The sequence below is a fragment of the Streptomyces sp. NPDC050842 genome (assembly GCF_044456565.1).
Classification (GTDB): Bacteria; Actinomycetota; Actinomycetes; order Streptomycetales; family Streptomycetaceae; genus Streptomyces.
The window spans coordinates 430,241-453,778 of record NZ_JBITGA010000005.1; the positions used below are offsets into that span (position 1 = coordinate 430,241).

Annotated in this window: 25 protein-coding genes and 2 riboswitches; of the genes, 10 read left to right on the forward strand and 15 right to left on the reverse strand. The window is 72.2% G+C overall.

Annotation, left to right across the window (positions count from 1 at the left end):
- Positions 1-15: 15 nt before the first annotated feature.
- Genes cobJ through ACIBG6_RS18990 form a run of 3 tightly spaced genes read right to left on the reverse strand, consistent with a single transcriptional unit; the run spans position 16 to position 3,469 of the window.
- The gene (cobJ, locus tag ACIBG6_RS18980; RefSeq protein ID WP_399223722.1) at positions 16-1,515 is read right to left on the reverse strand and encodes a precorrin-3B C(17)-methyltransferase; all 1,500 of its coding nucleotides are present in this window, start codon (positions 1,513-1,515) and stop codon (positions 16-18) included.
- Complete coding sequence (locus ACIBG6_RS18985) at positions 1,512-2,165, reverse strand: precorrin-8X methylmutase (RefSeq protein WP_329622476.1); 654 nt, start codon at positions 2,163-2,165, stop codon at positions 1,512-1,514. The genes cobJ and ACIBG6_RS18985 overlap by 4 nt, the downstream gene beginning before the upstream one ends.
- A complete protein-coding gene (locus ACIBG6_RS18990; protein ID WP_399224018.1) occupies positions 2,162-3,469 on the reverse strand; it encodes a cobalamin biosynthesis protein CobG in 1,308 nt (435 codons plus the stop codon). Before ACIBG6_RS18990 ends, ACIBG6_RS18985 begins: the two co-directional genes overlap by 4 nt.
- Before the next feature lie 79 nt (positions 3,470-3,548).
- Positions 3,549-3,682: riboswitch (cobalamin riboswitch) on the forward strand.
- 78 nt (positions 3,683-3,760) lie between these two features.
- On the opposite strand from ACIBG6_RS18990, the gene cobN reads away from it, so the two are divergent.
- On the forward strand, positions 3,761-7,393 hold the full coding sequence (cobN, locus tag ACIBG6_RS18995; protein ID WP_399223723.1) for a cobaltochelatase subunit CobN: 3,633 nt from the start codon (positions 3,761-3,763) through the stop codon (positions 7,391-7,393).
- An 83-nt stretch (positions 7,394-7,476) separates the two neighbouring features.
- Here the strand turns inward: cobN and ACIBG6_RS19000 are convergent, their stop codons facing one another.
- The 5 genes from ACIBG6_RS19000 to ACIBG6_RS19020 form a co-directional block, all read right to left on the reverse strand.
- On the reverse strand, positions 7,477-8,343 hold the full coding sequence (locus ACIBG6_RS19000) for a GNAT family N-acetyltransferase (RefSeq protein WP_399223724.1): 867 nt from the start codon (positions 8,341-8,343) through the stop codon (positions 7,477-7,479).
- 87 nt (positions 8,344-8,430) lie between these two features.
- Entirely contained in the window at positions 8,431-8,595 is a 165-nt protein-coding gene (locus ACIBG6_RS19005) for a hypothetical protein (RefSeq protein WP_399223725.1), read from the reverse strand.
- The gene (locus ACIBG6_RS19010; RefSeq protein ID WP_399223726.1) at positions 8,592-9,716 is read right to left on the reverse strand and encodes a radical SAM protein; all 1,125 of its coding nucleotides are present in this window, start codon (positions 9,714-9,716) and stop codon (positions 8,592-8,594) included. The genes ACIBG6_RS19005 and ACIBG6_RS19010 overlap by 4 nt, the downstream gene beginning before the upstream one ends.
- Positions 9,701-9,928, reverse strand: coding sequence for a hypothetical protein (locus tag ACIBG6_RS19015; RefSeq protein WP_399223727.1), 228 nt, complete (start codon positions 9,926-9,928; stop codon positions 9,701-9,703). The genes ACIBG6_RS19010 and ACIBG6_RS19015 overlap by 16 nt, the downstream gene beginning before the upstream one ends.
- Complete coding sequence (locus ACIBG6_RS19020) at positions 9,916-10,245, reverse strand: hypothetical protein (protein ID WP_399223728.1); 330 nt, start codon at positions 10,243-10,245, stop codon at positions 9,916-9,918. The genes ACIBG6_RS19015 and ACIBG6_RS19020 overlap by 13 nt, the downstream gene beginning before the upstream one ends.
- A 408-nt stretch (positions 10,246-10,653) precedes the next feature.
- Between ACIBG6_RS19020 and ACIBG6_RS19025 the strand changes: the two genes are divergently transcribed.
- From ACIBG6_RS19025 to ACIBG6_RS19035, 3 genes are all read left to right on the forward strand, one after another.
- The gene (locus tag ACIBG6_RS19025; protein WP_399223729.1) at positions 10,654-11,907 is read left to right on the forward strand and encodes a helix-turn-helix transcriptional regulator; all 1,254 of its coding nucleotides are present in this window, start codon (positions 10,654-10,656) and stop codon (positions 11,905-11,907) included.
- Positions 11,908-11,921: 14 nt separating this feature from the next.
- A complete protein-coding gene (locus ACIBG6_RS19030) occupies positions 11,922-12,296 on the forward strand; it encodes a hypothetical protein (protein ID WP_399223730.1) in 375 nt (124 codons plus the stop codon).
- 83 nt (positions 12,297-12,379) lie between these two features.
- The gene (locus tag ACIBG6_RS19035) at positions 12,380-13,231 is read left to right on the forward strand and encodes an NAD(P)H-binding protein (protein ID WP_399223731.1); all 852 of its coding nucleotides are present in this window, start codon (positions 12,380-12,382) and stop codon (positions 13,229-13,231) included.
- A gap of 49 nt (positions 13,232-13,280) precedes the next feature.
- Here ACIBG6_RS19035 and ACIBG6_RS19040 read toward each other — a convergent pair whose 3' ends face one another.
- Both ACIBG6_RS19040 and ACIBG6_RS19045 read right to left on the reverse strand, forming a co-directional pair.
- On the reverse strand, positions 13,281-13,655 hold the full coding sequence (locus tag ACIBG6_RS19040; RefSeq protein ID WP_399223732.1) for a hypothetical protein: 375 nt from the start codon (positions 13,653-13,655) through the stop codon (positions 13,281-13,283).
- Between the two features lie 802 nt (positions 13,656-14,457).
- Positions 14,458-15,750: an MFS transporter gene (locus ACIBG6_RS19045; protein WP_399223733.1), complete on the reverse strand. Its 1,293-nt coding sequence runs from the start codon at positions 15,748-15,750 to the stop codon at positions 14,458-14,460.
- Positions 15,751-15,814: 64 nt separating this feature from the next.
- Between ACIBG6_RS19045 and ACIBG6_RS19050 the strand changes: the two genes are divergently transcribed.
- Complete coding sequence (locus tag ACIBG6_RS19050) at positions 15,815-16,207, forward strand: MerR family transcriptional regulator (protein ID WP_399223734.1); 393 nt, start codon at positions 15,815-15,817, stop codon at positions 16,205-16,207.
- A gap of 24 nt (positions 16,208-16,231) precedes the next feature.
- Here ACIBG6_RS19050 and ACIBG6_RS19055 read toward each other — a convergent pair whose 3' ends face one another.
- Complete coding sequence (locus ACIBG6_RS19055; protein WP_399223736.1) at positions 16,232-16,579, reverse strand: DoxX family protein; 348 nt, start codon at positions 16,577-16,579, stop codon at positions 16,232-16,234.
- Positions 16,580-16,671: 92 nt separating this feature from the next.
- On the opposite strand from ACIBG6_RS19055, the gene ACIBG6_RS19060 reads away from it, so the two are divergent.
- A complete protein-coding gene (locus tag ACIBG6_RS19060) occupies positions 16,672-17,109 on the forward strand; it encodes a MarR family winged helix-turn-helix transcriptional regulator (RefSeq protein WP_399223737.1) in 438 nt (145 codons plus the stop codon).
- A 14-nt stretch (positions 17,110-17,123) separates the two neighbouring features.
- On the opposite strand, the gene ACIBG6_RS19065 is transcribed toward ACIBG6_RS19060, so the two are convergent.
- Both ACIBG6_RS19065 and ACIBG6_RS19070 read right to left on the reverse strand, forming a co-directional pair.
- Positions 17,124-18,104: a nucleoside hydrolase gene (locus ACIBG6_RS19065; protein ID WP_399223738.1), complete on the reverse strand. Its 981-nt coding sequence runs from the start codon at positions 18,102-18,104 to the stop codon at positions 17,124-17,126.
- Positions 18,105-18,166: 62 nt separating this feature from the next.
- On the reverse strand, positions 18,167-19,150 hold the full coding sequence (locus ACIBG6_RS19070) for a S8 family peptidase (protein ID WP_399223740.1): 984 nt from the start codon (positions 19,148-19,150) through the stop codon (positions 18,167-18,169).
- A 129-nt stretch (positions 19,151-19,279) separates the two neighbouring features.
- Here ACIBG6_RS19070 and ACIBG6_RS19075 point away from each other — a divergent pair, with 129 nt between their 5' ends.
- Together ACIBG6_RS19075 and ACIBG6_RS19080 are read left to right on the forward strand one after the other, a co-directional pair.
- The gene (locus ACIBG6_RS19075; RefSeq protein ID WP_399223741.1) at positions 19,280-20,260 is read left to right on the forward strand and encodes a hypothetical protein; all 981 of its coding nucleotides are present in this window, start codon (positions 19,280-19,282) and stop codon (positions 20,258-20,260) included.
- A gap of 2 nt (positions 20,261-20,262) precedes the next feature.
- Positions 20,263-20,619 (forward strand): GntR family transcriptional regulator, encoded by a 357-nt coding sequence (locus ACIBG6_RS19080; protein ID WP_055642577.1) that lies wholly within the window; start codon positions 20,263-20,265, stop codon positions 20,617-20,619.
- On the opposite strand, the gene ACIBG6_RS19085 is transcribed toward ACIBG6_RS19080, so the two are convergent.
- Complete coding sequence (locus ACIBG6_RS19085; RefSeq protein WP_399223742.1) at positions 20,612-21,292, reverse strand: histidine phosphatase family protein; 681 nt, start codon at positions 21,290-21,292, stop codon at positions 20,612-20,614. The two genes, ACIBG6_RS19080 and ACIBG6_RS19085, sit on opposite strands and share 8 nt — an antisense overlap.
- A 32-nt stretch (positions 21,293-21,324) precedes the next feature.
- Positions 21,325-21,400: riboswitch (cobalamin riboswitch) on the forward strand.
- 59 nt (positions 21,401-21,459) lie between these two features.
- Between ACIBG6_RS19085 and ACIBG6_RS19090 the strand changes: the two genes are divergently transcribed.
- Both ACIBG6_RS19090 and ACIBG6_RS19095 read left to right on the forward strand, forming a co-directional pair.
- Positions 21,460-21,687: a CbtB-domain containing protein gene (locus ACIBG6_RS19090; RefSeq protein WP_399223743.1), complete on the forward strand. Its 228-nt coding sequence runs from the start codon at positions 21,460-21,462 to the stop codon at positions 21,685-21,687.
- A 23-nt stretch (positions 21,688-21,710) separates the two neighbouring features.
- Positions 21,711-22,511: a CbtA family protein gene (locus tag ACIBG6_RS19095; RefSeq protein WP_399223744.1), complete on the forward strand. Its 801-nt coding sequence runs from the start codon at positions 21,711-21,713 to the stop codon at positions 22,509-22,511.
- 22 nt (positions 22,512-22,533) lie between these two features.
- On the opposite strand, the gene ACIBG6_RS19100 is transcribed toward ACIBG6_RS19095, so the two are convergent.
- Entirely contained in the window at positions 22,534-23,496 is a 963-nt protein-coding gene (locus tag ACIBG6_RS19100; protein WP_399223745.1) for a D-2-hydroxyacid dehydrogenase family protein, read from the reverse strand.
- Between the last annotated feature and the right edge of the window lie 42 nt (positions 23,497-23,538).

Sequence of the window (23,538 nt, forward strand, 5' to 3'; positions counted from 1 at the left end):
TCGGTCGTCTGGGCGTCAGCCGTAGCGGCGCGGCGTCCAGGCGATCGTCCGGCCGTCGGCCCGCTCGACCGCCTGCGTCTGCGACGAGCCGACGAGGAGCAGGGTGCGCATGTCGACCTCGGACGCGTCCAGGGTCTTCAGGGTGAGGACGCGCACCGACTGCTCGGGGCCGCCGACGTCACGGGCGACGACCACCGGGGTCTCGGGCGAGCGGAGTTCGAGCAGGAGGTCGCGGGCGGCGGCCACCTGGTGCGTACGGGACTTGGAGCCCGGGTTGTAGAGGGCGATGACCAGGTCGGCGCCGGCGGCGGCGCGCAGCCTGGCCTCGATGACGTCCCACGGCTTGAGCCGGTCGGAGAGCGAGATCGTGGCGTAGTCGTGGCCGAGCGGGGCGCCCGCCGCCGCGGCGGCCGCGTTGGCGGCGGTCACGCCCGGCAGGACCCGTACGGGAACGTCCGCGTACGCCGGCTCGCAGGCGACCTCCAGGACGGCGGTGGCCATCGCGAAGACGCCCGGGTCGCCGCCGGAGACGACCGCGACCTTCCGCCCGCGCTTGGCCAGGTCGAGCGCGAACTCGGCCCGCTCCGACTCGACCTTGTTGTCGGAGCCGTGCCGGATCTGCCCGGGGCGCAGCTCCGGCACCCGGTCCAGGTAGGTGGTGTAGCCGACGAGGACGTCGGCGTTGACGAGCGCGCCGCGCGACTCGGGCGTCAGCCAGGGCGCGCCGGCCGGGCCCGTGCCGACGACGACGACCTCGCCCCGCTCCCGTACCGGAAGCTCCTGGTCGATACGGGAGGGGAGGACCGCGACGGAGAAGTACGGGACGGAGTCCGGGTCGATGTCGGCGAGGTCGCCGGTCCGCTCGCCCGCCATGAACGCCCGCTCCACGTACCGCGCGTCGTCGAGCCGGCCCGCCCGCTCCAGGGCGCGCTTCACGGTGGGGAAGGTGCGGCCGAGCTTCATCACGACCGCCGAGTCGGTGCCCGCGAGGCGGGCCGTCAGCTCGTCCTCCGGCAGGGTGCCGGGGATGATCGTGAGGACCTCCTCCGCCTCGCACAGCGGCTCGCCGAGCCGGGCGGCGGCGGCGCTCACCGAGGTGACGCCGGGGATGACGGTCGTGTCGTAGCGGTCCGCGAGCCGCTTGTGCATGTGCTGGTACGAGCCGTAGAAGAGCGGGTCGCCCTCGGCGAGGACGGCGACCGTGCGGCCGGCGTCGAGGTGGACGGCGAGGCGGGCCGCGGCCTCCTCGTAGAAGTCGTTCAGGGCGCCCCGGTAGCCGCCGGGGTGGTCCGTGGTCTCCACCGTGAGCGGGTACATGAGCCGCTCCTCGACGTGGTCCTCGCGGATGTGCTCGGCGGCGATGGAGCGGGCTATCGAGCGGCCGTGGCGGGCCGAGTGGTACGCGACGACGTCGGCGGCGGCGATGGCCTTCACCGCGGCGACCGTCATCAGGTTCGGGTCGCCGGGCCCGAGCCCGACCCCGTACAGCTTGCCCTTCGTGTGCGCGGTGCTCATGCCTGGATCTCCGCTTCGTGGGCGAGGGCGTTGATCGCGGCGGCGGTCATCGCGCTGCCGCCGCGCCGGCCCCGTACGACGAGGTAGTCGAGGTCCAGGGTGTTCGCGGCGAGCGCGTCCTTGGACTCGGCGGCGCCGATGAAGCCGACCGGGATGCCGAGGACGGCGGCCGGCCTGCCGGCGCCCTTCGCGATCATCTCCAGGAGGTGGAAGAGGGCGGTGGGGGCGTTGCCGATGGCGACGACGGAGCCTTCGAGGCGGTCCCGCCACAGTTCGAGCGCGGCGGCGGAGCGGGTGGTGCCGAGGTCGGCGGCGAGGCCCGGCACGGCCGGGTCGGAGAGCGTGCAGATCACCTCGTTGTCGGCGGGCAGCCGCTTGCGGGTGACGCCGCTGGCGACCATCTGCGCGTCGCAGAGGATCGGGGCGCCGGCGCGCAGGGCCTCGCGGGCGTTCGCGGCGACCTGGGGGGAGTACGCGATGTCCTGGACGAGGTCGGTCATGCCGCAGGCGTGGATCATCCGGACCGCCACCTGGGCGACGTCGGCGGGCAGGCCCGCGAGCTCCGCCTCGGCGCGGATCGTGGCAAAGGACCTGCGGTAGATCTCCGCCCCGTCCTTCTCGTAGTCGAACATCCTGGTGCTCTCGCTCATCTCGTCGTCGTGGTGGCTGTGGTCGTGCGGGCCGTGGTCACTGCGTCGGGCAGGGCGGTACGGGGGGTGGGGACGCCGTCCACCAGGTAGGCGCCGTCGGCGGTGGCGACGACGTCGACCCAGGTGCCGTGCGGGTGCCCGCAGCGGCGCTCGCACCCGGAGAAGTGGACGGGGAGGTGGAGGCCGCGGGGGAGGCCGAGGGCGGACCCCGGGGCCGCGTCCTCGCGGACGTCCGCGAGGGACTTGGCGCACCCGGGGCGCCCGGTGCAGGCGCTGACGCCCGCCCAGGGTGAGTCGGGCCGGGTGATCAGCCCGGCGGCGGCGAGGGCCGCGAGCCGGTCGTGGTCCTGGCGGCCCGCCGCCGCCCCGACGACGACCGCACCGCGCCACGGCGTCAGCCGTACCTCCTCGGCGGGAAGCAGGGCGCGCAGTTGGGCGGCGGTGAGGCGGCCGAGGGGCGCCAGGACGTACAGGGCGGTGGCGCCGAGGGGCCCGGGGGCGAGGGGCGCGCCATCGGGGAGGTGGGGAAGGAGGTGTGGCGTGGGTACGGGCTCCGCCGCGATCCCCGCGCGGTCCAGCGCGCCCGCCGTGTCCGGGGCGCACCCCTCCGGCAGCTCCCGCACCCGCCAGGCCCCGTTCCCGGCCTCGCGGGCGGCGTCCAGGAAAGCCCCGGCGGCGGCGAGGGCGGCCCGGGGCGCGTCGGCCCCGCCGACCCGGAAGGCCCTCCCGCCCACGTACAGCAGCGCGGATCCGGAAGGGTCAGCCGGCCCCGGCTCCACTGCGACCAAGGTCACATCGCCGCCGAGGCCCGCCACGTCTCCGCGCCCGTCGTCGAGGACGAACAGGAAACGGCCGGAAAGCGCCGCCGCCCAGGGCTCGGCGCACAGCAGGGTGTCCAGCTCACGGGCCCACAACTGGACCTCGGGGCCGCCGAGTCCGTCGAGGCCGGCGGCCGGGGAGGCCGCGATGTTGCGGACGCGCTCGTGGGTGGGGGAGGGCAGCAGGCCCGCTTCCGCGAGCAGCGCGGCGAGTTCCGCCCCGCAGTCGTCCGCGAGGCCGCGCAGCTCCGCGTTCCCCCGGGACGTGATGCTGATCCGCCCGTCGCCGAGGATCTCCGCCGCGTCCGCAAGCGCTGCCACCTGACGTGCCGTCAAGCGCCCTGCGGGCAGCCGCAGTCGGGCCAGCCGGCCGTCGTCGGCGGCATGCAGGCGCAGCGCCCCGGGGCAGGCGTCGCCACGGTCCCGTATGCGAGCTTCGTCCCGTTCGGGCGTCGGGGGTGGGGTGGGCGGCATGGCGGCGAGCATACCCACGGGGAACCGGGCCACCACCGAGTGTGATCCGGCCGACTCCCCGCCCCGCCCCGCCCCGCCGACGCCACGATCTAGGATGCAGATCGGCATGGGGTCCCAGGACCCCGGGGAGGAAGCCCGGTGAGAATCCGGCGCGGTCCCGCCACTGTGAGCCCGTACCAGCGATGGCACGGGTGAGTCAGGAACTCCCTTCCCCAAGCTCTCGGCTTCGCTCGAGCAGGGGAGGCCCCAACCCACACGACCACCCGGGGCGCGGACAACCCCGAGGAAGGGCCTGCGCACGCCATGCTTCTGCTGCTGTCGCACTCCGACACCGACCTGCTCAGTGCCCGCGCGGCGAACGCCGCCTCGGCCGAGGGGGCCGGCGGCCCGGTGGAGTACCGCTTCGCCAACCCCTCCCGGCTGCCCCTCGCCGAACTCCCCGCCCTCCTCGACGGCGTCGAACTCGTCGTCGTCCGCCTTCTGGGCGGCATCCGCTCCTGGGAGGAGGGGATCGACGCGATCCGCGCCACCGGGAAGCCGGTCGTCGTGCTCAGCGGCGAACAGGCCCCCGACGCCCAGCTGATGGAGACCTCGACCGTCCCCGTCGGCGTCGCCACCGAGGCGCACGCCTACCTCGCGCACGGCGGCCCCGGGAACCTGGAGCAGCTGGCCCGCTTCCTCTCCGACACCGTCCTCCTCACCGGCCACGGCTTCGAGGCCCCGGCGCCGGCCCCCACCTGGGGCCCCCTGGAGCGCACGGCCCGTCACACGACCGGCCCGACGATCGCGGTGCTCTACTACCGCGCCCACCACATGAGCGGGAACACCGCCTTCGTGGAAACCCTCTGCGCGGCGATCGAGGACACCGGCGCCCAGGCCCTCCCCCTGTACGTGGCGTCCCTGCGCGCCCCCGAGGCGGAGCTGCTCGACCGGCTCCGTACCGCCGACGCGATCGTCACCACCGTCCTCGCGGCGGGCGGCACCAAGCCCGCCGAGGCGCAGGCCGGCGGCGACGAGGAGGCCTGGGACGCGGGCGCGCTCGCCGGGCTCGACGTGCCGATCCTCCAGGCGCTGTGCCTGACCGGTTCGCGCGAGAACTGGGAGGAGAACGACGAAGGCCTGTCGCCGCTGGACGCGGCCAGCCAGGTCGCCGTGCCCGAGTTCGACGGCCGCCTCATCACCGTCCCGTTCTCCTTCAAGGAGATCGACGCGGACGGGCTTCCTGCGTACGTCGCGGACGCCGAGCGCGCGGCCCGCGTCGCCGGGATCGCCGTCCGCCACGCCCGGCTCCGCCACATCCCGAACGCCGAGAAGAAGCTGGCGCTCGTCCTCTCCGCGTACCCGACGAAGCACTCCCGCATCGGCAACGCGGTCGGCCTGGACACCCCCGCCTCCGCCGTCTCCCTCCTCCGCCGCCTGATCGCGGAGGGCTACGACTTCGGCCCGGCCGAGGACCTCCCCGGCCTGATCTCCGGCGACGGCGACGAGCTGATCTACGCCCTCATCGACGCCGGTGGCCACGACCAGGACTGGCTGACGGAGGAGCAGCTCGCGCGCAACCCCGTCCGCATCCCGGCCGCCGACTACAAGCGCTGGTACGCGACCCTGCCCGAGGAGCTCCGTACGCACGTCGAGGAGCACTGGGGCCCGGCGCCCGGCGAGATGTTCCTCGACCGCTCCCGCAACCCGGAGGGCGACATCGTGCTCGCCGCCCTGCGCCGCGGGAACCTGCTGATCCTCATCCAGCCGCCGCGCGGCTTCGGCGAGAACCCGATCGCGATCTACCACGACCCCGATCTCCCGCCGTCGCACCACTACCTGGCCGCCTACCGCTGGATCGCCGCCCGCGCCGAGGACGGCGGCTTCGGCGCCGACGCCATGGTCCACCTGGGCAAGCACGGCAACCTGGAGTGGCTGCCCGGCAAGAACGCCGGCCTGTCCGCCGCCTGCGGCCCCGACGCGGCACTGGGCGACATCCCCCTGATCTACCCCTTCCTCGTCAACGACCCGGGCGAGGGCACGCAGGCCAAGCGGCGCGTGCACGCGACCCTCGTCGACCACCTGGTGCCGCCGATGGCGCGCGCCGAGTCGTACGGCGACATCGCGCGCCTGGAGCAGCTGCTCGACGAGTACGCGCAGATCTCCTCGATGGACCCGTCGAAGCTGCCCGCGATCCGCGCCCAGATCTGGACGCTGATCCAGGCGGCCAAGCTGGACCACGACCTGGGGCTCCAGGACCGGCCGGAGGACGACGGCTTCGACGACTTCCTGCTGCACGTCGACGGCTGGCTGTGCGAGGTCAAGGACGCCCAGATCCGCGACGGCCTGCACGTCCTGGGCGGCGCGCCGGAGGGCGAGGCCCGCGTCAACCTGGTCCTCTCGATCCTCCGCGCCCGCCAGATCTGGGGCGGTACGCAGGCGCTGCCGGGCCTGCGCGAGGCGCTGGGCCTGGACGAGTCGGCGGCGACCCGCACCACGGCCGACGAGGCGGAGGCGAAGGCGCGCGAGCTGGTGGAGACGATGGAGGCGGCGGGCTGGTCCGTCGACGCCGTCCCCACCACCTATGGTCCGGAGGTGCAGGCGGTCCTCCGCTTCGCCTGCGAGCAGGTGGTCCCCCGCCTGGCGGCCACGACGGACGAACTGACCCACGCGGTCCACGCCCTGAACGGCGGCTTCGTCCCGGCGGGTCCGTCCGGCTCCCCGCTCCGCGGCCTGGTCAACGTCCTGCCGACGGGCCGCAACTTCTACTCGGTCGACCCGAAGGCCGTGCCCTCCCGCCTCGCGTGGGAGACGGGCCAGGCCCTCGCCGACTCGCTCCTGGAGCGCTACCGCACGGACAACGGCGAGTGGCCGACCTCCGTCGGTCTTTCCCTCTGGGGTACGAGCGCGATGCGGACCGCCGGCGACGACGTGGCCGAGGCGCTGGCCCTGCTGGGCGTCCGCCCGCTCTGGGACGACGCCTCGCGCCGGGTGAACGGCCTGGAGGCCATCCCCCTCGCCGAACTGAACCGCCCGCGTGTCGACGTCACCCTCCGCATCTCGGGCTTCTTCCGAGACGCGTTCCCGCACGTCATCGCCCTCCTGGACGACGCGGTACGCCTCGTGGCAGCCCTCGACGAACCGGCCGCGGACAACTACGTCCGGGCGCACGCGCAGGCGGACCTGGCCGAGCACGGCGACGAGCGGCGCGCGACGACCCGTATCTTCGGCTCCCGGCCGGGAACGTACGGCGCGGGCATCCTCCAGCTGATCGACAGCCGCGACTGGCGCACGGACGCCGACCTCGCGGAGGTCTACACGGTGTGGGGCGGCTACGCCTACGGCCGAGGCCTCGAAGGCCGCCCGGCGCGCGCCGAGATGGAGACGGCGTACAAGCGCATCGCGGTGGCCGCTAAGAACACGGACACCCGCGAGCACGACATCGCCGACTCGGACGACTACTTCCAGTACCACGGCGGCATGGTGGCGACCGTCCGCGCGCTGAAGGGCACGGCCCCCGAGGCGTACATCGGCGACTCCACCCGCCCGGAGACGGTCCGCACGCGCACGCTGGTCGAGGAGACCTCCCGCGTCTTCCGCGCCCGCGTGGTCAACCCGCGCTGGATCGAGGCGATGCGCCGCCACGGCTACAAGGGCGCGTTCGAACTGGCGGCGACGGTCGACTACCTCTTCGGCTACGACGCCACGACGGGCGTGGTCGCCGACTGGATGTACGACAAGCTCACCCAGGAATACGTCCTCGACGCGGACAACCAGGCCTTCCTGAAGGAAGCCAACCCCTGGGCCCTGCACGGCATCGCGGAACGCCTGCTCGAAGCCGAGTCCCGCGGCATGTGGGAGAAGCCGGACCCGGAGACCCTGGCCGCCCTGCGCCAGGTCTTCCTGGAGACGGAAGGCGACCTGGAAGGCGCCGGGGGCACCGACGAGGAGGAGTGACCCTCCCTCTCACCCGCAAGGTCTCCGAAGGCCTCGCTCACCGCACGGGGGTCGGTGGACGGGGCCTTCGGCATACCCGCCCGCTACGCCCGCGTGGTGCGGCTGAAGCCGAGGGAAGCCAGCCCTTCGGACTGGCACAGCCTGTCCGAGGGACCGCCGACCTCGGTCTGGAGGAGCTGGTAGGCGGCGCCGTGGGATTGGCCCCAGTGCATCGCGGCCCGCCACAGGGCGCGGCCGAGGCCCTGTCCCCGAACCTCGGGCAGGACGGCGAAATACTGGGGCAGGAGCTGAGGACATCCGATCGCATCGGGTCGTACGTCCATGGGACCGATCGCACCCACGACGCGATCCTCGGCGACGGCGGCGAGGACCGGTCCGCACCGGCCGGCCGACATCCGGGCATGGAGAAAGCTCAGGCCTTCGGCGGCCATGGCGGCGGCGAACGGGGCGAAGGTCTCCTGCACGGCGGCCGGCCAGTCGGTGACGGGGCGCACGGGGCCACCGGGGGCGGGGCAGGGTCGGGCGGTGAAGTCCTTCAGCTGGATGCGAGTGCCGCGCGGGGAGCCGGTCTCCGGGCCGAGGGGGCGCACGACCCTGGCATTGACCACGTCGTGCACGGTGGCGAGCTTCGCAGCCAGTTCGGCTGCCTCATCCACGACGCTGTCGCGGTGGCCATAGGCGAAGACCTTGACGGTGCCGCTTCCACGCAGGGTCAGCGTGGGGATGAGGGTGCGTTCAGGCTGGTGGACCACGTCCCCGCTGAGAACCGTCTCGTCCTTCTCTCCACCCCACCGCTGATCCTTGTCGTAGGGCAGGAAGTCCCCGGTCACGGCCGCGCGCAGGATGTCATCGAAGATGCCGACGGTCAGAGCACCGGGATGCACAGGACCGAGAGTCGGCACGACCGGCGCGGTCAGCACGGGCCGGAGCCAGTCCCAGCGGAAGAACATGAGCGGCACCCTAACGGCCAGATGGTCAGGGCTCAGGCCCCGACGCGAACGCGCCAGGGCCTGAACGGAACCGACCGGATCTGTCGGTCAGTGGGGGTTGTCGTCACCGGCGTCGCAGGAGCACTCCGCGCTCTCCACGACGTCGTCCAGGTCCAGGACGGCGGTCACCGAGAGGGTGGCGACGGGCGGTGCCGCACGGCGGGCCGAGGTCGGCGGGCCGGGCAGAAGGGTCACCAGAACGGGCGGGGTCATGAGGCGTTCTCCTTGTCTCCGTGTTGGCAGTAGCTGTGCAGCGGCGCCTTCGCCTCCTGGTAGTGCTTGGCCAGGGGGCGGCAGACCCGGCACGTGCCGGATAGGGCGCAGCCCTCGCACCCACCGGTGCGAAGCATGAGGCGGTCGGCGATGGAGCCGAGCCGGGTGAGGCCGTCGATGCCTTCGGCCATGAGGTCGATCTGGTCGTCCCGGCCGACCTTGCAGATCGAGACCTTGGCGTGGGGGTCTGCGTGGAAGAAGGTGTGTCCCGCGTTGCAGCCGGCGAACGGCTTGCGCTGACGCAGGTGGGCGGCGGACTGGGCGAGGAGCGGCTCTCCGCCGCCGTAGATCGTGGGCGTCATGTTCGTGTACGCGTGGTTCTCGACGTTCCACTCCTCGGCGAGGGCGGCCATCTCGTCGGCCTCGGAGGCGTTGTCCTCGGTCACCACGACGTTGATACGCAGCGGCAGGCCCGCCTCGCGTGCCGCGTCCATGCCGCGCCGGAACGCCTTCCACGCTCCGCGGCGCTGGGTGAGCGCGTCGAAGGACTCCTCACTCGCCCCGTACATGCTGACCACCAGGCGATACGGCGGAGAGTCCCGGAAGAGCTTCAGAAGGTCCGGCCGCCAGAGCAGCGAGCCGTTGGTGGAGATGGTGAGCATCATCCCGGCCTGCCAGGCGTACCGGTAGGCGCCCTGGAAGTCCGGGTCCATGGTGGGCTCGCCGCCGGTGATCTGGAGCCAGAGGACACCGGCCTCGCGCATGATGTCTAGCAGCCGCACCTTGTCCTCCCAGCCGAGGCCGGAGAAGGGCCGCTCGCCGAGGTAGCAGTGCTTGCAGCCGAAGTTACAGCCGAGGTTGATCTCCCACGAGGCCCGGCAGTAGCCGTACGGGGACGGCTCGCGCACCAGCACCGTGCCCTGCGCGGGCCATCCGCTCAGGTCGATGTCCCACACGTCGGACGCGGTCCGCACCGCCCAGGCGGGCAAAGCCTCACCGTCGGCAGCGGCCTGCCGCAGGCCCTCGTAGTGGTCGGCGGGGATGCGAGCCCCAGCCCTGGCGCCGGGCTTGAGGAGCAGGTGCCCGTCGAGGAATGGGGATGCGATCAGAGCGTGGGCCATCCGTGGCCCTCCTTCCGGATCATGGAACGCGACGGCACACGTGCGCCCTGGTGGCCGGCATGGCAGTGGATCTCGCCGAGGCCGTTGCAGGTGCCGCAGGTCTTGCCGGACGAGTCGGCGCCGCTGCCACCGCAGTCCCAGCAGCTCTCGTTGCGAGGAGGGCGGGGGAAGGGGCGTCGGGCGTTGTGCGAGCTCGCGATCAACTGGGGCACGAGACCTCCTCCAAGGTGTCTTCCCAGGTGTGCTGCTCGGGGTGGTCGGCGAACAGACAGCAGCCCTCACCGTCGAGACCCGGGGCGACCACCGGGCAGTCCGGCAGCACGATCAGGCCGACGTCGGTCCCCTCCCGCCAGCGGAGCCACAACGCGGTCCCGTACTCGCCGAGGTCGTAGAGGAGGCCGTAGTGCTCACCATCGCCGTGTGCGGACAACTGGCACTGCACGGCCCTGTCCACGCACTCCGCGGCGAAGCTCTCCCGTGGTTCCCGCACCAGGTTCAGGGGCACCCGGCGCCAGCGCGTGCACCGCATCACGACACCAACCCAGGGGACGCTTCGGCGATCGGAGAGCGGCCCGAGCAGCGCGGGCAGGTGCATGGTGGAAAGCCCATGGGGTTGTTGAGGATCACCGGATTCTCAACCTCCCGTACCTCTGTCCGCTGGCTCCAAGTCCGGCCCGAGTCGCGAGAGACCCTCAGCGTCATGAGGACTCGCTGCTCAGAGCCCAGCCCCTGCGTCCGCGCCTGGCCATCTGGCTCATGCGCCAGAGCCTCGACTTTCGTGCTCATGACCGAACTCCTCTGCGACTCCCGCTGCTCGTCCGGGGCAACATCCAGGAAAGCGCGAGGAGTCGGCGCTCTCCACGGCATCAATGCGGCAGTCTTGACGCAGGTCCGTGCACGGAAATCGAAGGGGCTGAAGCCGCGGGGAGGGGGAGCCATGGGGCCGGCGGAACGACGCAGGGCACTGGGCTACAGTCAGGAGAAATTGGCCGAGTTACTCGGTGTGGACCGCACAACGGTCGGACGCTGGGAAAGTGGCAGGGTCGCTCCTCAGCCGCCCCAGCGACGGGGTCTGGCCGCCGCGCTCGAAGTCAGCCTCCAAGAGCTGGACATCCTCCTGAGGTCGCCACGAGCCGCCGGGCGGACGACTGCCCGGCATCAGTCCATTGCCACCCCGAACGCGGGAGACCCTGACGAAATGATCCGCCGTGAGTTCCTCCGCATACTGACTGTCAGCGGGGCCTTGACCGCCCTGCCGGTCGAGGAGGCCGAAGCTCTCGCCGAGGGGGTCCGCCGGGGAGGGGCTGCCGACTTCGCGCGCATGAACAGACACCTGTGGCAGGTGTACCAACTGGCCCGTTCCAAAGGCTCCGTCTATCCCGTAGTTCGGGACCAACTGGCCATGCTGAACGAGGCGCTGACGATCCATCGGGGAAGAGTGCAGCCCCTGTTGAGCGCGGCGGCCGATCTCTTTCAGTTAGCTGGCGAGGTGGCGTTCGACGCCAACCGGTACTCCGACGCAGCAGCTTCCTACTCGCTCGCGGCGTCGGTCAGCAAGGATGCCGAGGCGTACGACCTGTGGGCATGCGCGCTCGTCCGCCACGCCTACCTGGACATCTCCGAACAACGCTACCGCCAGGCGGCACAGATGCTCGGCGCGGCCGAGCGACTGGCCGGCCGGGGGGACAACAACCTCTCAACTCGGCATTGGGTCGCTTCCGTCCAAGCCGAGGCATACGCCGGACTCGGCGACCTGGATGCCTGCGAGCGGGCGATGGATCAGGCGGAGGCCGTCCGCGACCTCACCCCGAACAGCATCAACGGCGGGTGGCTTCGATTCGACGGCGCGCGTCTGGCCGAGGAGCGAGGATCGCGCTATGTGCAGCTCGGCCGCCTCGACCTTGCGGAGACCGCCTTGCGGGAGGCCCTGGAGCGGACAACCCTGGCGTTCGGGCAGTCGTACCGGCGACGTGGAGCAGTCCTTACAGACCTGGCCGTTATCGGTGCGAAGCGGCGGGACGCCGAACAGGTCGTGGAGTTTGGCAGGGAAGCCATCGAACTGGCGCGATCCTCCGGGTCCGGGTACGTCGCCCGTAGACTCCAAGCCCTGTGCGACGAGTTCGGTCCTTTGAGCCGCGACCACCGCGTGGCGGAGCTGGGTGAAGAGATCGCCGCTCTGAGCACGCCGTGACGAGAGGGGAAGCCATGTCGCAGACTGAGGGTGCACGACTGTTCCGGGAAGCCTGGATCACGGGAGTGCACCAGCACTTCCCCGGCGAGCCCAAGGCCGGCTACGTGACTCCATGGGTGGACACGCCGGAGTGGGAGCGCGAAGCTGCGGGCTCCGTGTTCGAGCAGGTCCGCCAGTTCATCGAGATCAGCGGCGGCACCACGGCTCGGCTGACCCGCGAACAGAAGAGCCGATTCGTGGCGACCTGCTGGACCGCCCAGATGTTCAAGCACTTCGAGGACCCCAAGCCCGGCTATGTAGCGGACTGGCCGGAGCTGCCGCTGTGGCAGCAAGCGACTGACGCTGACATCTTCGAGGCCATCGAAAAGTCCGTGATCGACCAGCTCTGACGGGCAATCCAACCGGTTCTTGACCTCAACCTCGGTTGATGTACGAGTGTCGTGTCATCGAACGGCGAGACGAGGAGACTCCGATGACACAGCCCAGGATCCTGGTGACCGGCGCGACGGGAAGGGTCGGCGGCGCTGTGGTGGCCCGACTGCACGCGGCGGGGGTGCCCGTGCGGGCGCTGGTGCGGGGGGAGGCGGACTTCCCGGAGGGTGTGCAGGCGGTGCGCGGCGATCTCGGTGATCCCGCGTCGCTGGGCCCGGCCCTGGAGGGCGTCGATGCGGTCTTCCTGGTGTGGCCGTTCCTGAGCCCCGAGGGCGCGTCGGACGTGATCGACGCGATCGGGAAGCGTGCTCGACGGGTGGTGTACCTGTCGTCCGCCGGGGTCGGGAGCGGGAAGGAGGAGCCCGGCGAGGCGATCACCATGTTCCACACGGAGTTGGAGCGGCTGATCGAGGCATCGGGCCTGGAGTGGACGGCGCTGCGGCCCACCGGGTTCGCGAGCAACACGCTGGGCTGGGCCGAGGAGGTCCGCACCACCGGCGCGGTACGGGCGCCGCTGGCACGGCTGGCCCGCCCGCTGATCCACGAGGCGGACATGGCCGCGGTCGCCGTCCAGGCGCTGACGACCGACGCCCTGCTCGGCGCCCGCCCCCTGATCACCGGCCCCGAACTGGTCACCCAGGAACAGCAGGTGGCGCTGATCGGCGAGGCGATCGGGCGACCGGTGCGGTTCGAGGAGGTCGCGCTGGACGAGGCCGTCGAGCAGATGAAGGCCGCGGGCTACCCGGCAGAGCTGGTGGAGGCCATCCTGCCGGCCCAGGCGAAGATGCTCGACCATCCCGAACCGGTCAACGACGAGGTGGAGCGCATCACGGGCACCCCGGCCCGGTCCTTCCGGGAGTGGGCGGTGGACCACGCGGCGGACTTCCGCTGAAAGATGCTGGTCGGCAGACCGTCTCGCGGCTATGGCGTCACATGGGAAATCAGGCGGGGTCGTCGCCGCCTTTGATGACGGTGAGATCGGCGGACCGGTTGGCGAAGTACGGGTCAGGGGCGTCGTCGGGGATGTTCCGCACAGCTTGCGCCTGGGCGCTTCCGTTGCCGTTGAACAGGAAGTCGGCGCGGATGCGCCAGTCGCGACCGTCGGGGTAGATGAAGCCGTTCTCGGCGAGCTGCTTGAGAGCGCGCGAGACCGACGGCTGCGACATGCCGCACTGCTCGGCGAACTTGGCCTGGCTCTCGACGCGGACGAGGCCGTGGTCCTTGCGGTTCTGCAGGGCGCTCATCTTGTGGAACAGCTTGTACGCCGAGACGCTGAGGGGGGCGTCGGCGAGGGCCTGGTGCGCGTCGTATCCCATGGTGGTGAACCCTCCTCCTCGGAAGAACAGGCCGGCGGCAGCCTGGACCGACGAGTGCACAGTGAGGTCCTGAACCTCGCCGGTGCTGCGGTTGACAGTTTCGAGCCGCGTGACTCGCCGGGCCGCACGCACAGGCTACCTCCAGGGGTGAATAGGGTGCTCGGGCTGACGTGTGGTTCTCATTCAGCAGCGCCATGCTATGCAGCTACGAATCGTCAAGCAATGCTACGGTGCCCTTTCTATTCAGTTTTGCATCGAAAGATCGCAGGGCTACATGGTGATCTTGAGGTTCGTGCAGGTGAGGGCCGTGCGGGGGATGCGTCGTCTTTATAGGTAAAGGGCCCCGCCGTACCTCCCGCCCGCCGGGCACGTGGTGGGTGGGGGCCGTTTCCCGCCGACGGTCGTCGTGGCTCGCTCGACGTTTACAGGGAAGCGTGGCTGATGCCGGGACGGGGCTGATGGAGGCATACGTGACGGACGACCGTCCGGCTCTCCCGCCGTCGTGGCGTGCTTTCTGTGGCTGAGGTCTGGGAGGGGTGAGGGGTGCTCGCGCCGGGATCTTCTGTGGCATGCCGTCATGGGGTGAGGCGGGAAACAGCAGCAACAGGGCGGATGTGGGGGCGTCAGCGCGCTTGCCGGTTGTCGAGGGAGCCTGCTGCCGCAGGTGCACGGGGAGCGGAGCTGCGGGTGCGCGAGCACCGGCGTGCCGTCTGGGTGGTGGTGGCCACCGTACGAAGACCTCGGCGGTCAGGCCTCCGGTACGGGCTGTGGCAGGGAGGGCCGGGGGCGCGACGGATCGGGCTCAGGCCTCGCTCCGTGGCTTCTTGTGCAAGGACTGCTCGGTCTTCTCGGCCGGGCGCCTTGCTTGGGAGAGTCTCAGCACGCCGGCGCCGACGGGGGCGACGGCGATCATCAGCGCGCCGCAGCCGACGAGGACCGTGGGGGCGCTGGTTCGGTCGAGGAGGAGGCCGCCGAGTGTCGCTCCCAGTGGCGATGCCGTCAGGAGTACCGCGCTGCGTGCGGCCAGGATCGTGGTGAGGGACTCGGCGGGTGCGCGCTCCTGGAGCAGGGTGAGGGAGAGCGCGGAGTAGGGGCCGTAGACGAGTCCGGCGAAGGCGAAGCCGAGGAGCGAGGGGAGGGCGGTGTCTGTGACGGCGAAAGAGAGCAGGCCGATGCCGTGGCCCGCGATGATGCCGAGGATGGCCGGCCACAGGGGAAGCCGTCTGGTCGCGCCCAGCGCGAGGGCGCCGATGACGGCTCCGAGGCCGAACACGGCCCAGTAGGCGCCGAGTAGCCCTGCACCGGCGCGGAGGTCGTCGGAGACGAAGAGGGGCAGGGCGACTTCGACGGGGCCGTAGGCGAGGTTGAACAGCCAGGTCACGGCCAGGAGCCCGAGGAGTTCCGGATGGCGGCGCAGAACGGCCAGTCCCTGCTGGGTGCCGCCGGGCATCGGGGGCGGGGGCGGGGGCGCGGCCACGGGTAGGGGGGTGCTGCTCGTGCGGTAGGCGAGTATCGCGAACGTGGCGGCGTCCGCGCCGATGATCCAGGCCGGGGACACCACCCCCACGAGCAGTCCCGCGAGCGCGGGGCCCGCGATGGTCGCGGTCCACAGACTGGTGCTGAGCACGCTGTTGGCCGTCAGGCGCTGTTCGTCGGAGAGCACGGGAGCGAAGAGGGCGTACTTGCCCGCCTTGCCCCAGGCGTGGAGCAGCGAGGAGGTGCCCAGGAGCCCGACGTACACGGCCGGGGTGAGCAGCCCCGCCACGTGCACGAGCGGGATCGCGCCGAGGAGGACGGCCCGGAGGGTGGAGTCGATGACCAGGAGCCGTCGCGCGGGAAGCCGTCGCATCCACCGGCCCAGGAGCAGCGCGCCCAGGGCGCCGGGCAGGACGTAGGCGGCGACGGCGATGCCGGCCAGTGTGCCTTGGCCGCCGTCCGGCCCCAAGGCGAACGCGAGCCACACGACGGCGACGAAGGTCATGCCGTCGCCGAGGTCGGACAACGCGAAGACCGGCATCAGCCGCCGAAACGTCTTGTCGGCGAACAACGCGCGGTAGGGGCCGGGCAGTAGGCGTCCCGGTAGCACTGAGAGCATGCAGGCCACAGTCGCCCTTCAAGCGGACTTGAAGTCAAGGCCGGACCGGGGGAGGTGGGGGAGCGTGCGGTATCTGCCGATCGGTGAGCTCGCGGACAAGACCCATGTGCGCGCTTCGGCCCTGCGCTACTGGGAGGAGCGCGGTCTGCTGCCCGGTGCTCGTCGCGAGAAGGGGCGCCGGGTGTGGCCCGCGACCACCGTCCGCCGGGTCGCCCTGATCAAGATGGCGCAGCGGGCCGGGTTCACCCTCGCCGAGATCACGAAGCTGCTGGCCGACGACACCACACCGTCCGCCGCCCGTCAGTGGCGGGACATGGCCACGCGCAAGCTGCCGGAACTCGATCGGCACATCGCGCAGGCACGGGCCCTGCGGCAGGCCGTCGCGGACTGCCTGGAGTGCGGCTGCATGAAGTTCGACCAGTGTGTGCTGCTCGATGTCACGGACGCGGCACCCTGACCGCGAGCCCGCCCGACGGCACGCTCAGGCGGAGGCTATGCGCAGGACCAGGGTCGCCGCCGCGATCAGGGTGAGGACCACCGCCGGGGCCATGTCGTAGTCCTTCGCGCGTACGTGGGTGACGATCGCGCCCGCGAAGTAGAGCGTCACGCCGGCCGCCGCCGCCACGCCCAGCGGGGCCACGGCGAGCCCCGCGAGCAGGCCGATCGCGCCTGCCGCCTTCGCCGTCGCGAGCCAGGGCAGCCAGGAATCCGGCACACCCAGCTTGGTCATGTTGCCCGTGATCTGCGGGTTGCGGGTGAAGGTCAGGAAGGCGGAGGCGGAGAGCGCGAAGGCGAGCAGCGCGGCGACCACGGCGTAGCCGATGAACATGGGAGGGCTCCGATGATGCGAGGGAATCAATCGTTGAACCGTAGCAACGATTTCTCTCGCTCCACAATAGGGTCGCTGTTACCGTGGACGGCATGGCAGCTCTCCCGACCGATCGCCTCGGCTTCCTCCTCTCCTTCCGGGGGGAGCTCACCGGTGCGCGCCTCCGCGCCGCTCTGGGCGTCGTCGGATTGCACCCGCGGAACGCGATGACGTTGATGCAGCTCGCCCCGGGCGCCATGAGTCAGCGGGAGCTGGCCGCCGTGATGGAGATCGATCCCAGTCAACTCGTCGCGATTCTCAATGAGTTGGAGAGCGAAGGGCTTGCCGAGCGGCGGCGCGATCCGGCCGACCGGCGGCGCCACATCGTGGAGATCACGGCGGCGGGCTCGGAAGCGCTCGAACGGGTCGACTCGGCCGTGAGTGCGGCGGAGCGCGAGCTGTTCGGAGATCTGACCGAGGCCGAACAGGCCGTGTTGCGGGGATTGTTGGACCGGGTCGTCGTCGACCCGGCCGACCATGACTGCGGCTAGCGGCTAGCGGTTAGCTAGGGAGTGGGCCGGGTGCTGCCCAGGACGCGTACCGCTTCGACGATCAGGTCCCAGAAGCCGGCCGCGTCGACTTCCATGCCCACGTCCGCGTTGGGCGGCAGGCCCGTCACCCCGTCCAGGTCGACGACCGTCGCGCCGCGCGTCCACGTCCCCGCCAGCTCCACCCGTACCGCCGCCCGGACCAGGCTGACCAGTGACGGGTCGATGAGGTGGGCCACCGTCAGCGGGTCGTGCAGCGGGGGCGCGTCGAAGCCGTACACCTCGCGGTAGGTCTGCGTGAAGTAGGTGAGCAGTTCGACGCAGAGCCGGCTCAGCGGGGTGCCGAGCGCCGCGAGCCGTGCGACGACCTCGGGGGTGGCCCGCACCTGGTGGGTGGCGTTGAGGCCGAACATCGTCACCGGCACTCCGCAGCCGAACACGATGTCCGCCGCCTCCGGGTCGCACAGGATGTTGAACTCGGCGGCGGGCGTGCTGTTTCCGCGCTCCACCGAGCCGCCCATGAGGACGATCCGCTCGATGCAGGCCGTCAGTCGCGGGTACGCGAGGAGCAGCGTCGCGATGTTCGTCAGGGGGCCCGTCGGGACGAGCGTGACGGGGGCCGGGTGCGCGGTGAGGGTGTCCCGGAGGAGCGTCAGCGCGTCGCGCGGGTCCTGCGGCACGGTCGGTTCGCCGTGGCCGAAGGTGGGTTCCCAGTTCGGGCCGTCGAGCCCCGAGCCGCCGTGGATGTTCTCGGCGACGAGCGGCCCGCCCTGTGGCCGGGCGTGCAGCGGGCCCGCCGCGCCCGCCGCGATCGGCACGTCCCGGATCGCGGCGGCCTCGCACACCCGGCGCGCGTTGAGGGTGGTCTTCTCCAGCGACTGGTTGCCCGCGACGGTGGTGATCGCGAGCAGGTCCACGGAGGGGTGGGCGGCGGCCAGCAGGATGTTGAAGGCGTCGTCGTGACCGGGATCGCAGTCGAGGATCACGGGTACGGGCATGTCTCCTACCGTCCCACAGGGACGGGCCGCCGTCACGAACCCCGGCCCCCGCGTCCGGGTGCCTAGTCGCTCTCGGCGGCCTTCACCGCCGCCGCCGCGTCGACGTTCCCGAGGCCCAGCTTCGCGATTTTCTGCGGATTGGCCGCCGTGTCGCGGATGGTCTGCATGATCGCGTCCGGGGCCAGGCCCTGCTGGTGCAGGAGCGCGGCCACGGCGGAGACGTACGGCGAGGCCATCGACGTACCGGAGAGCTTCCCGTACCCCGTGAGGTTCTTCAGGGTCTCCTTCGTCGAGTACGTCGGGAGCGTGGAGAGGATGTCGACGCCGGGGGCCGTCACGGCGTTCTGCGCGCCGAAGTTGGTGAAGGAGGCGGGGAGTCCGGTCCGGTCGGCGGCGTTGACGACGAGGACCGGGGTGTCGAGCTTGTACGGCTGGAGCGCGGTGGAGTCGTTGCCCGCGGCGGCGACGACGACCGCGCCCTTGCCGTTCGCGTGGGTGATGGCCTGGTTGAGGACGCCGCCCTTGAGGAGGCGGGCCGCCAGCCCGGACTCGCCCAGGGAGAGGTTGATGACGTCGGCGCCGTGGTCGGCCGCCCAGACGATCCCCTTGGTGATGTCGGCGTCGGTGCCGCTGCCGTCGACGCCGAGCACCCGCACCGGCATGATCTTGGCGCCGGGCGCGCCGCCCGAGACCCCGATGCCGTCGTCGGTGTGGGCGGCGGCGATTCCGGAGACATGGGTGCCGTGGCCGTTGAGGTCCTTGGGCTCCGTGTCGTCGTCGACGAAGTCGTAGCCGTCGACGAGCCGCCCCTTGAGGTCCGGGTGGTCGAGGTCGACGCCGGTGTCGACGACGGCGATGACCGTGTCGTCGCCCCTCGACACGGGCCAGGCGTCCGGCATCCTCAGCGCGTCCAGCCCCCACTGCTGGTTCCGCAGCGGGTCGGGCTTGTCGTCGTCGTCGCTGCCGCAGCCGGTGGCGACTGCGGCGGTGAACGCGGCCAGGGCGGTGAGGGCGGCGAGGGTGGCGGTGGCGGGCCGGCGGCGCATGAAGTTCTCCCCATTTGTCAGCGTTTGGCCGTTTGGCCTAGTCAACAACCCGTCCGGGGCGCTCGCATCTCGAAGATCCTTCGACCGTAAACCGCATTGTTCTAGTAGAGTGCGAACAAGGAGGTCTTCATGAACCGTGCCACACCTCGTCTCCGCGCGCTCGCCGCGCTCCCCTTCGCCCTCGCGCTCGCCGTCCACCTGCTGCTCTTCGCCCGCTGGCGGGACGAAATGCCCGCCGAACTCGCCACCCACTTCTCCGTCGGGGGAGACCCCGACGGGTGGACCGGCGCGACGGCCTACGTCCTCGTCAGTACGGGCCTGCTCCTCGCCCTCGCCGCCGGCTGGACCGCCTTCGTCCGGCGCCGCCACCTGTGGGCGGCCTGGGCCACCGCGGGCTTCACCGGCGGACTGTTCGGCCGGCTCCTCCGCGCCAACCGCGTCGACGACGTCGAGGCGGTGGTCTTCTCCCCCGGCATGGACCTTGCCGTTGCCCTGGCTGTCGCGGCCGTGGCCGGTGCCGCGGGCTGGGCGCTGACCGCGCTCGTCCCCGAAGTGCCCGCGGAGCCCGAGAAGCCCGAGAAGCCCGAGAAGCCCGGTCAGGAGCCGGCCCCCGGCCCCCGGCTCCCGCTCGCCCCCGGCGAGGTCGCCGGCTGGTCCAAGGACACCGGCTCCCGGGCGCTCACCGTCTTCGCGGTGCTCGCCCTCGCCGCCGCCCCCGTCACCCTGCTCGTCGCCACCTGGCCCGACGCCCTGTTCGGCCTGCTGGGCCTCGTCGTCGGCGTACCGGGGCTCGCCCTCGCCCGGGTCAGGGTCACCGTCGACCGGCACGGCCTCACCGTCCGCTCCGCCCTCGTCCCCCGCCCCCGCGTCCGGGTCCCGCTCGACGCGGTCGAGGGCGCGAGCGTCCGCGCGATCGACGCCGTCGCCGACTTCGGCGGCTGGGGCTACCGCGTCCGGGCCCACCGGACGGGCGTCGTCCTGCGCTCCGGCGAGGCCCTCGTCGTACGGAGACGGGGGGAGAACGGGCGCGAGTTCGCGGTGACCGTGCCCGACGCGCGGACCGGCGCCGCCCTCCTGAACGCGCTGGCCGAACGGCATGGGAAGGTCTGATCGTGCTCTTCCGCGTCGACCCGGCCTCCTCCGTCCCCCTCGGCGACCAGATCGCCGCCTGCGTCCGCGGGGCGCTCGCCGACGGCTCCGCCGAGCCCGGCGAACGCCTCCCGGCCGCCCGGGAGCTCGCCGACTCCCTGGGGGTCAACGTCCACACCGTCCTCCGCGGCTACCAGCGGCTCCGCGAGGAGGGCCTCATCGAACTCCGCCGGGGCCGCGGCGCCGTCATCGTCCCCGGCGTCGCCGCCCCCGACCGCGCCCGCCTGGTCTCCCGCCTCCGCGAGGCGGCGGCGGAGGCCCGCGAACTGGGCCTGACCGAAGCGGAGTTCCTGGAGCTCGCCCGTACCAGCCTCAGCTGAGTACGGAGCCGATCCCGACGTTCCAGCGGCCCGCGCGGCCGGTGAGTTCGACGGACGACCGGGGGCGCACGTCCAGCCGCCAGAAGGCGGCCCCCGGGGCGCCGAGGGCGTGCGCGACGGCCGACCGGATCACGTCCGGTTCGGCGACGGCCCAGAGGGTGCCCGGCTCCAGGGCGTCCATCCAGGCGGCGACCCGGGCCCACAGGGCGCTCAGGGACTCGCCGCCGTGCGGGGTGGCATCTGGGTCGGAGAGCCAGGCCGCCACCGACTCCGGTTCCTCCGCGGCGAGTTCGTCCAGGCGACGGCCCCGCCACCGGCCCATCGCGCACCCCGCGAGGGCCGGTTCCGGGACGGCCCCCGTCAGGCGGAGCAGTTCGGCGGTGCCCCGGCAGCGCGGGGACGGCGAGGTGAGCGCACGGACCCCCCGCCCGAGGCACACCGGGTCGGCGCTCGCCGGCTCCACCGGGGAGCCGTCGTCGAACCGGGCCTCGCGCAGGGCCGCGTTCATGGCGGGGGCGACCAGGACGAGTCGTACGGTCCGTTCCGGTGGAGACGAGGTCGCGGGGGCGCTCGGGGGCGGGGGCGGGGGCGCGTTCACGGGTGATAGATCCCTCAGTGCTCGGTCGGCCGCCTGTACGCCCTTGGCGCGGTGCGGCCCGCGCGGTACGGTCACGGCGACAATTCCACAACCGACGACGGCGACACGGAAGTCCGGTGCAAATCCGGCACGGTCGCGCCACTGTGAGCCGACCCGGCATCCCCGGGACCCGGTGAGTCAGACCCGACGACCGTCGTCGCGCACCACCGTAATGGGACGCGAGTTCCCGAGGAGGTTCAGCCATGGCCGAGGCCGTCGCCCCGTCTGCCATCCCCACCACCCCTGTCGCGCTGCCGGTTTCCCTGCCGGTCCGCGCCGTGCTGCCCTGGGCGCTGTTCGCCGGGCTCCTGGCGCTGGTCGCGCTCTACTTCGTCGGCGCCGAGCAGGGCGCCCTCTCCGTCTTCGCGGGCAGCGATGTCCACGAGTGGGTCCACGACGGCCGTCATCTGCTCGGCTTCCCCTGCCACTGACCGCGGTAGAGGAGCTCACGCACATGTACGACACGTCTTCCTCCACCGTGAGGAAACTGCTGGTCCGCGGCATGCTCGCGGGACTGATCGCCGGACTGTTCGCCTTCGCCGTCGCGTACGTCGTCGGTGAGCCGTCCGTCGACGCCTCGATCGCCGTCGAGGAGGCCGCCGCCAAGGCCGAGCACGCGGGCCACGGCGCGGCCGCCGCCGCCGAGGAAGAGGAGGAGCTCGTCAGCCGGGACGTCCAGTCCACGGCCGGCCTGGCCACCGGCGTCCTCGTCTACGGCGTCGCGCTCGGCGGCATCGCCTCCCTCGCGTTCGCCTTCGTTCTCGGGCGCGTCGGCCGGTTCACGCCGAAGGCGACCGCCGCGCTCGTCGCGGCCGCCGCCTTCACGACCGTCTACCTCGTCCCGTTCCTGAAGTACCCGGCGACCCCGCCGGCCGTCGGCAACCCGGACACCATCGGCCAGCGCACCACGCTCTTCTTCCTGATGATCCTGCTGAGCGTGCTGCTCGGCGTCGCCGCGGTCGTCGCCGGCCGCCGCCTCGCCCCGCGCCTCGGCAACTGGAACGCGACCCTCGTCGCCGGGGCCGGCTTCGTCGCCGCCGTCGCCGTCGCCTGCGCGTTCCTGCCGGGCAACGACGATGCGGTGCAGGCCGGCTTCCCCGCGGCCGTGCTGTGGGAGTTCCGGCTCGCCACCCTCGGGATCCAGGCGGTCCTGTGGGCGGTCTTCGCGGTCGCCTTCGGGTCCCTGGCACAGCGGCTGCTCGCCCCGGCCGCGCCCCGCGACGCCGCCGCGGTCAGGGAGACGGTCACGGTCTGAGCCGTCCCCGGGCGGACGCTCCTCAGCTCAGCTCGCGCATCGGGGCGCCCGCCAGGAACGCCTCGATGTCCTCGACCGCCTGCCCGAAGTAGCGGGCGTAGTTGCCCTCCGTCACGTATCCCAGGTGGGGGAGGGCCAGGACGTTCGGCAGGGTCCGCAGCGGGTCGCCGGCCGGCAGCGGCTCCGTGTCGAACACGTCGAGGCCGGCCCCCGCGATCCACCCCTCGCGGAGCGCCCGCAGCAGCGCCCCGCCGTCGACGAGCCCCGCCCGTGAGGTGTTGACGAGGTACGCGGACGGGCGCATCGCCCGCAGCTCCGGCTCCCCGATCAGGCCCCGGGTGCGGTCGGACAGCACCAGGTGCAGGGAGACGAAGTCGCTGCTCCCGAGCAGCTCCCGCCTGTCCTTCGCGAGCCGTACGCCGTGCTCGGCGGCCCGCTCCTCCGTCAGGTTCGGGCTCCAGGCGAGGACGTCCATGCCGAAGGCGAGGCCGATCCGGGCGACCCGGCCGCCGATCTTGCCGAGGCCGACGAGGCCGAGCGTCCGGCCGGCCAGGTCGGCACCGACGGTCGACTGCCAGGGCCCGCCCTCGCGCAGCGCCTGCGCCTCGGTCCGTACGTGCCGGGCGAGGCCGAGGAGCAGGGCCCAGGTCAGCTCGGTGGGCGGCTCGGAGCTGCTGGCGGTGCCGCAGACGGTGATCCCCCGGGCGCGGGCGGCGGCGACGTCGACGGAGGCGTTCCGCAGCCCGGACGTGACGAGCAGCCGGAGCCGGGGGAGCCGGGCGAGGAGCGCGGCGTCGACCGGCGTGCGCTCCCGCATGACGACGAGGATCTCGCAGTCCTCGACGGCGGCGACGAGCGCGTCGCGGTCCGTGAGGTGCTCGCGCAGCACACGGACGTCGACCCGGCCGGCGAGCGGGCCCCAGTCGGCGGAGGAGAGGGCGACGCCCTGGTAGTCGTCGAGTACGGCGCAGCGCAGCAGCTTCATGACCGCATGATCGCCCTCAGCGCGACAAAGCCGCTCGCCCCA

Coding starts and splice junctions, on each gene's coding strand:
- cobJ (WP_399223722.1), bottom strand. CDS start 1,515: ATGAGCACCGCGCACACGAAGGGCAAGCTGTACGGGGTCGGGCTCGGG.
- ACIBG6_RS18985 (WP_329622476.1), bottom strand. CDS start 2,165: ATGAGCGAGAGCACCAGGATGTTCGACTACGAGAAGGACGGGGCGGAG.
- ACIBG6_RS18990 (WP_399224018.1), bottom strand. CDS start 3,469: ATGCTCGCCGCCATGCCGCCCACCCCACCCCCGACGCCCGAACGGGAC.
- cobN (WP_399223723.1), top strand. CDS start 3,761: ATGCTTCTGCTGCTGTCGCACTCCGACACCGACCTGCTCAGTGCCCGC.
- ACIBG6_RS19000 (WP_399223724.1), bottom strand. CDS start 8,343: ATGTTCTTCCGCTGGGACTGGCTCCGGCCCGTGCTGACCGCGCCGGTC.
- ACIBG6_RS19005 (WP_399223725.1), bottom strand. CDS start 8,595: ATGACCCCGCCCGTTCTGGTGACCCTTCTGCCCGGCCCGCCGACCTCG.
- ACIBG6_RS19010 (WP_399223726.1), bottom strand. CDS start 9,716: ATGGCCCACGCTCTGATCGCATCCCCATTCCTCGACGGGCACCTGCTC.
- ACIBG6_RS19020 (WP_399223728.1), bottom strand. CDS start 10,245: ATGCGGTGCACGCGCTGGCGCCGGGTGCCCCTGAACCTGGTGCGGGAA.
- ACIBG6_RS19025 (WP_399223729.1), top strand. CDS start 10,654: ATGGGGCCGGCGGAACGACGCAGGGCACTGGGCTACAGTCAGGAGAAA.
- ACIBG6_RS19030 (WP_399223730.1), top strand. CDS start 11,922: ATGTCGCAGACTGAGGGTGCACGACTGTTCCGGGAAGCCTGGATCACG.
- ACIBG6_RS19035 (WP_399223731.1), top strand. CDS start 12,380: ATGACACAGCCCAGGATCCTGGTGACCGGCGCGACGGGAAGGGTCGGC.
- ACIBG6_RS19040 (WP_399223732.1), bottom strand. CDS start 13,655: ATGGGATACGACGCGCACCAGGCCCTCGCCGACGCCCCCCTCAGCGTC.
- ACIBG6_RS19045 (WP_399223733.1), bottom strand. CDS start 15,750: ATGCTCTCAGTGCTACCGGGACGCCTACTGCCCGGCCCCTACCGCGCG.
- ACIBG6_RS19055 (WP_399223736.1), bottom strand. CDS start 16,579: ATGTTCATCGGCTACGCCGTGGTCGCCGCGCTGCTCGCCTTCGCGCTC.
- ACIBG6_RS19060 (WP_399223737.1), top strand. CDS start 16,672: ATGGCAGCTCTCCCGACCGATCGCCTCGGCTTCCTCCTCTCCTTCCGG.
- ACIBG6_RS19065 (WP_399223738.1), bottom strand. CDS start 18,104: ATGCCCGTACCCGTGATCCTCGACTGCGATCCCGGTCACGACGACGCC.
- ACIBG6_RS19070 (WP_399223740.1), bottom strand. CDS start 19,150: ATGCGCCGCCGGCCCGCCACCGCCACCCTCGCCGCCCTCACCGCCCTG.
- ACIBG6_RS19075 (WP_399223741.1), top strand. CDS start 19,280: ATGAACCGTGCCACACCTCGTCTCCGCGCGCTCGCCGCGCTCCCCTTC.
- ACIBG6_RS19090 (WP_399223743.1), top strand. CDS start 21,460: ATGGCCGAGGCCGTCGCCCCGTCTGCCATCCCCACCACCCCTGTCGCG.
- ACIBG6_RS19095 (WP_399223744.1), top strand. CDS start 21,711: ATGTACGACACGTCTTCCTCCACCGTGAGGAAACTGCTGGTCCGCGGC.
- ACIBG6_RS19100 (WP_399223745.1), bottom strand. CDS start 23,496: ATGAAGCTGCTGCGCTGCGCCGTACTCGACGACTACCAGGGCGTCGCC.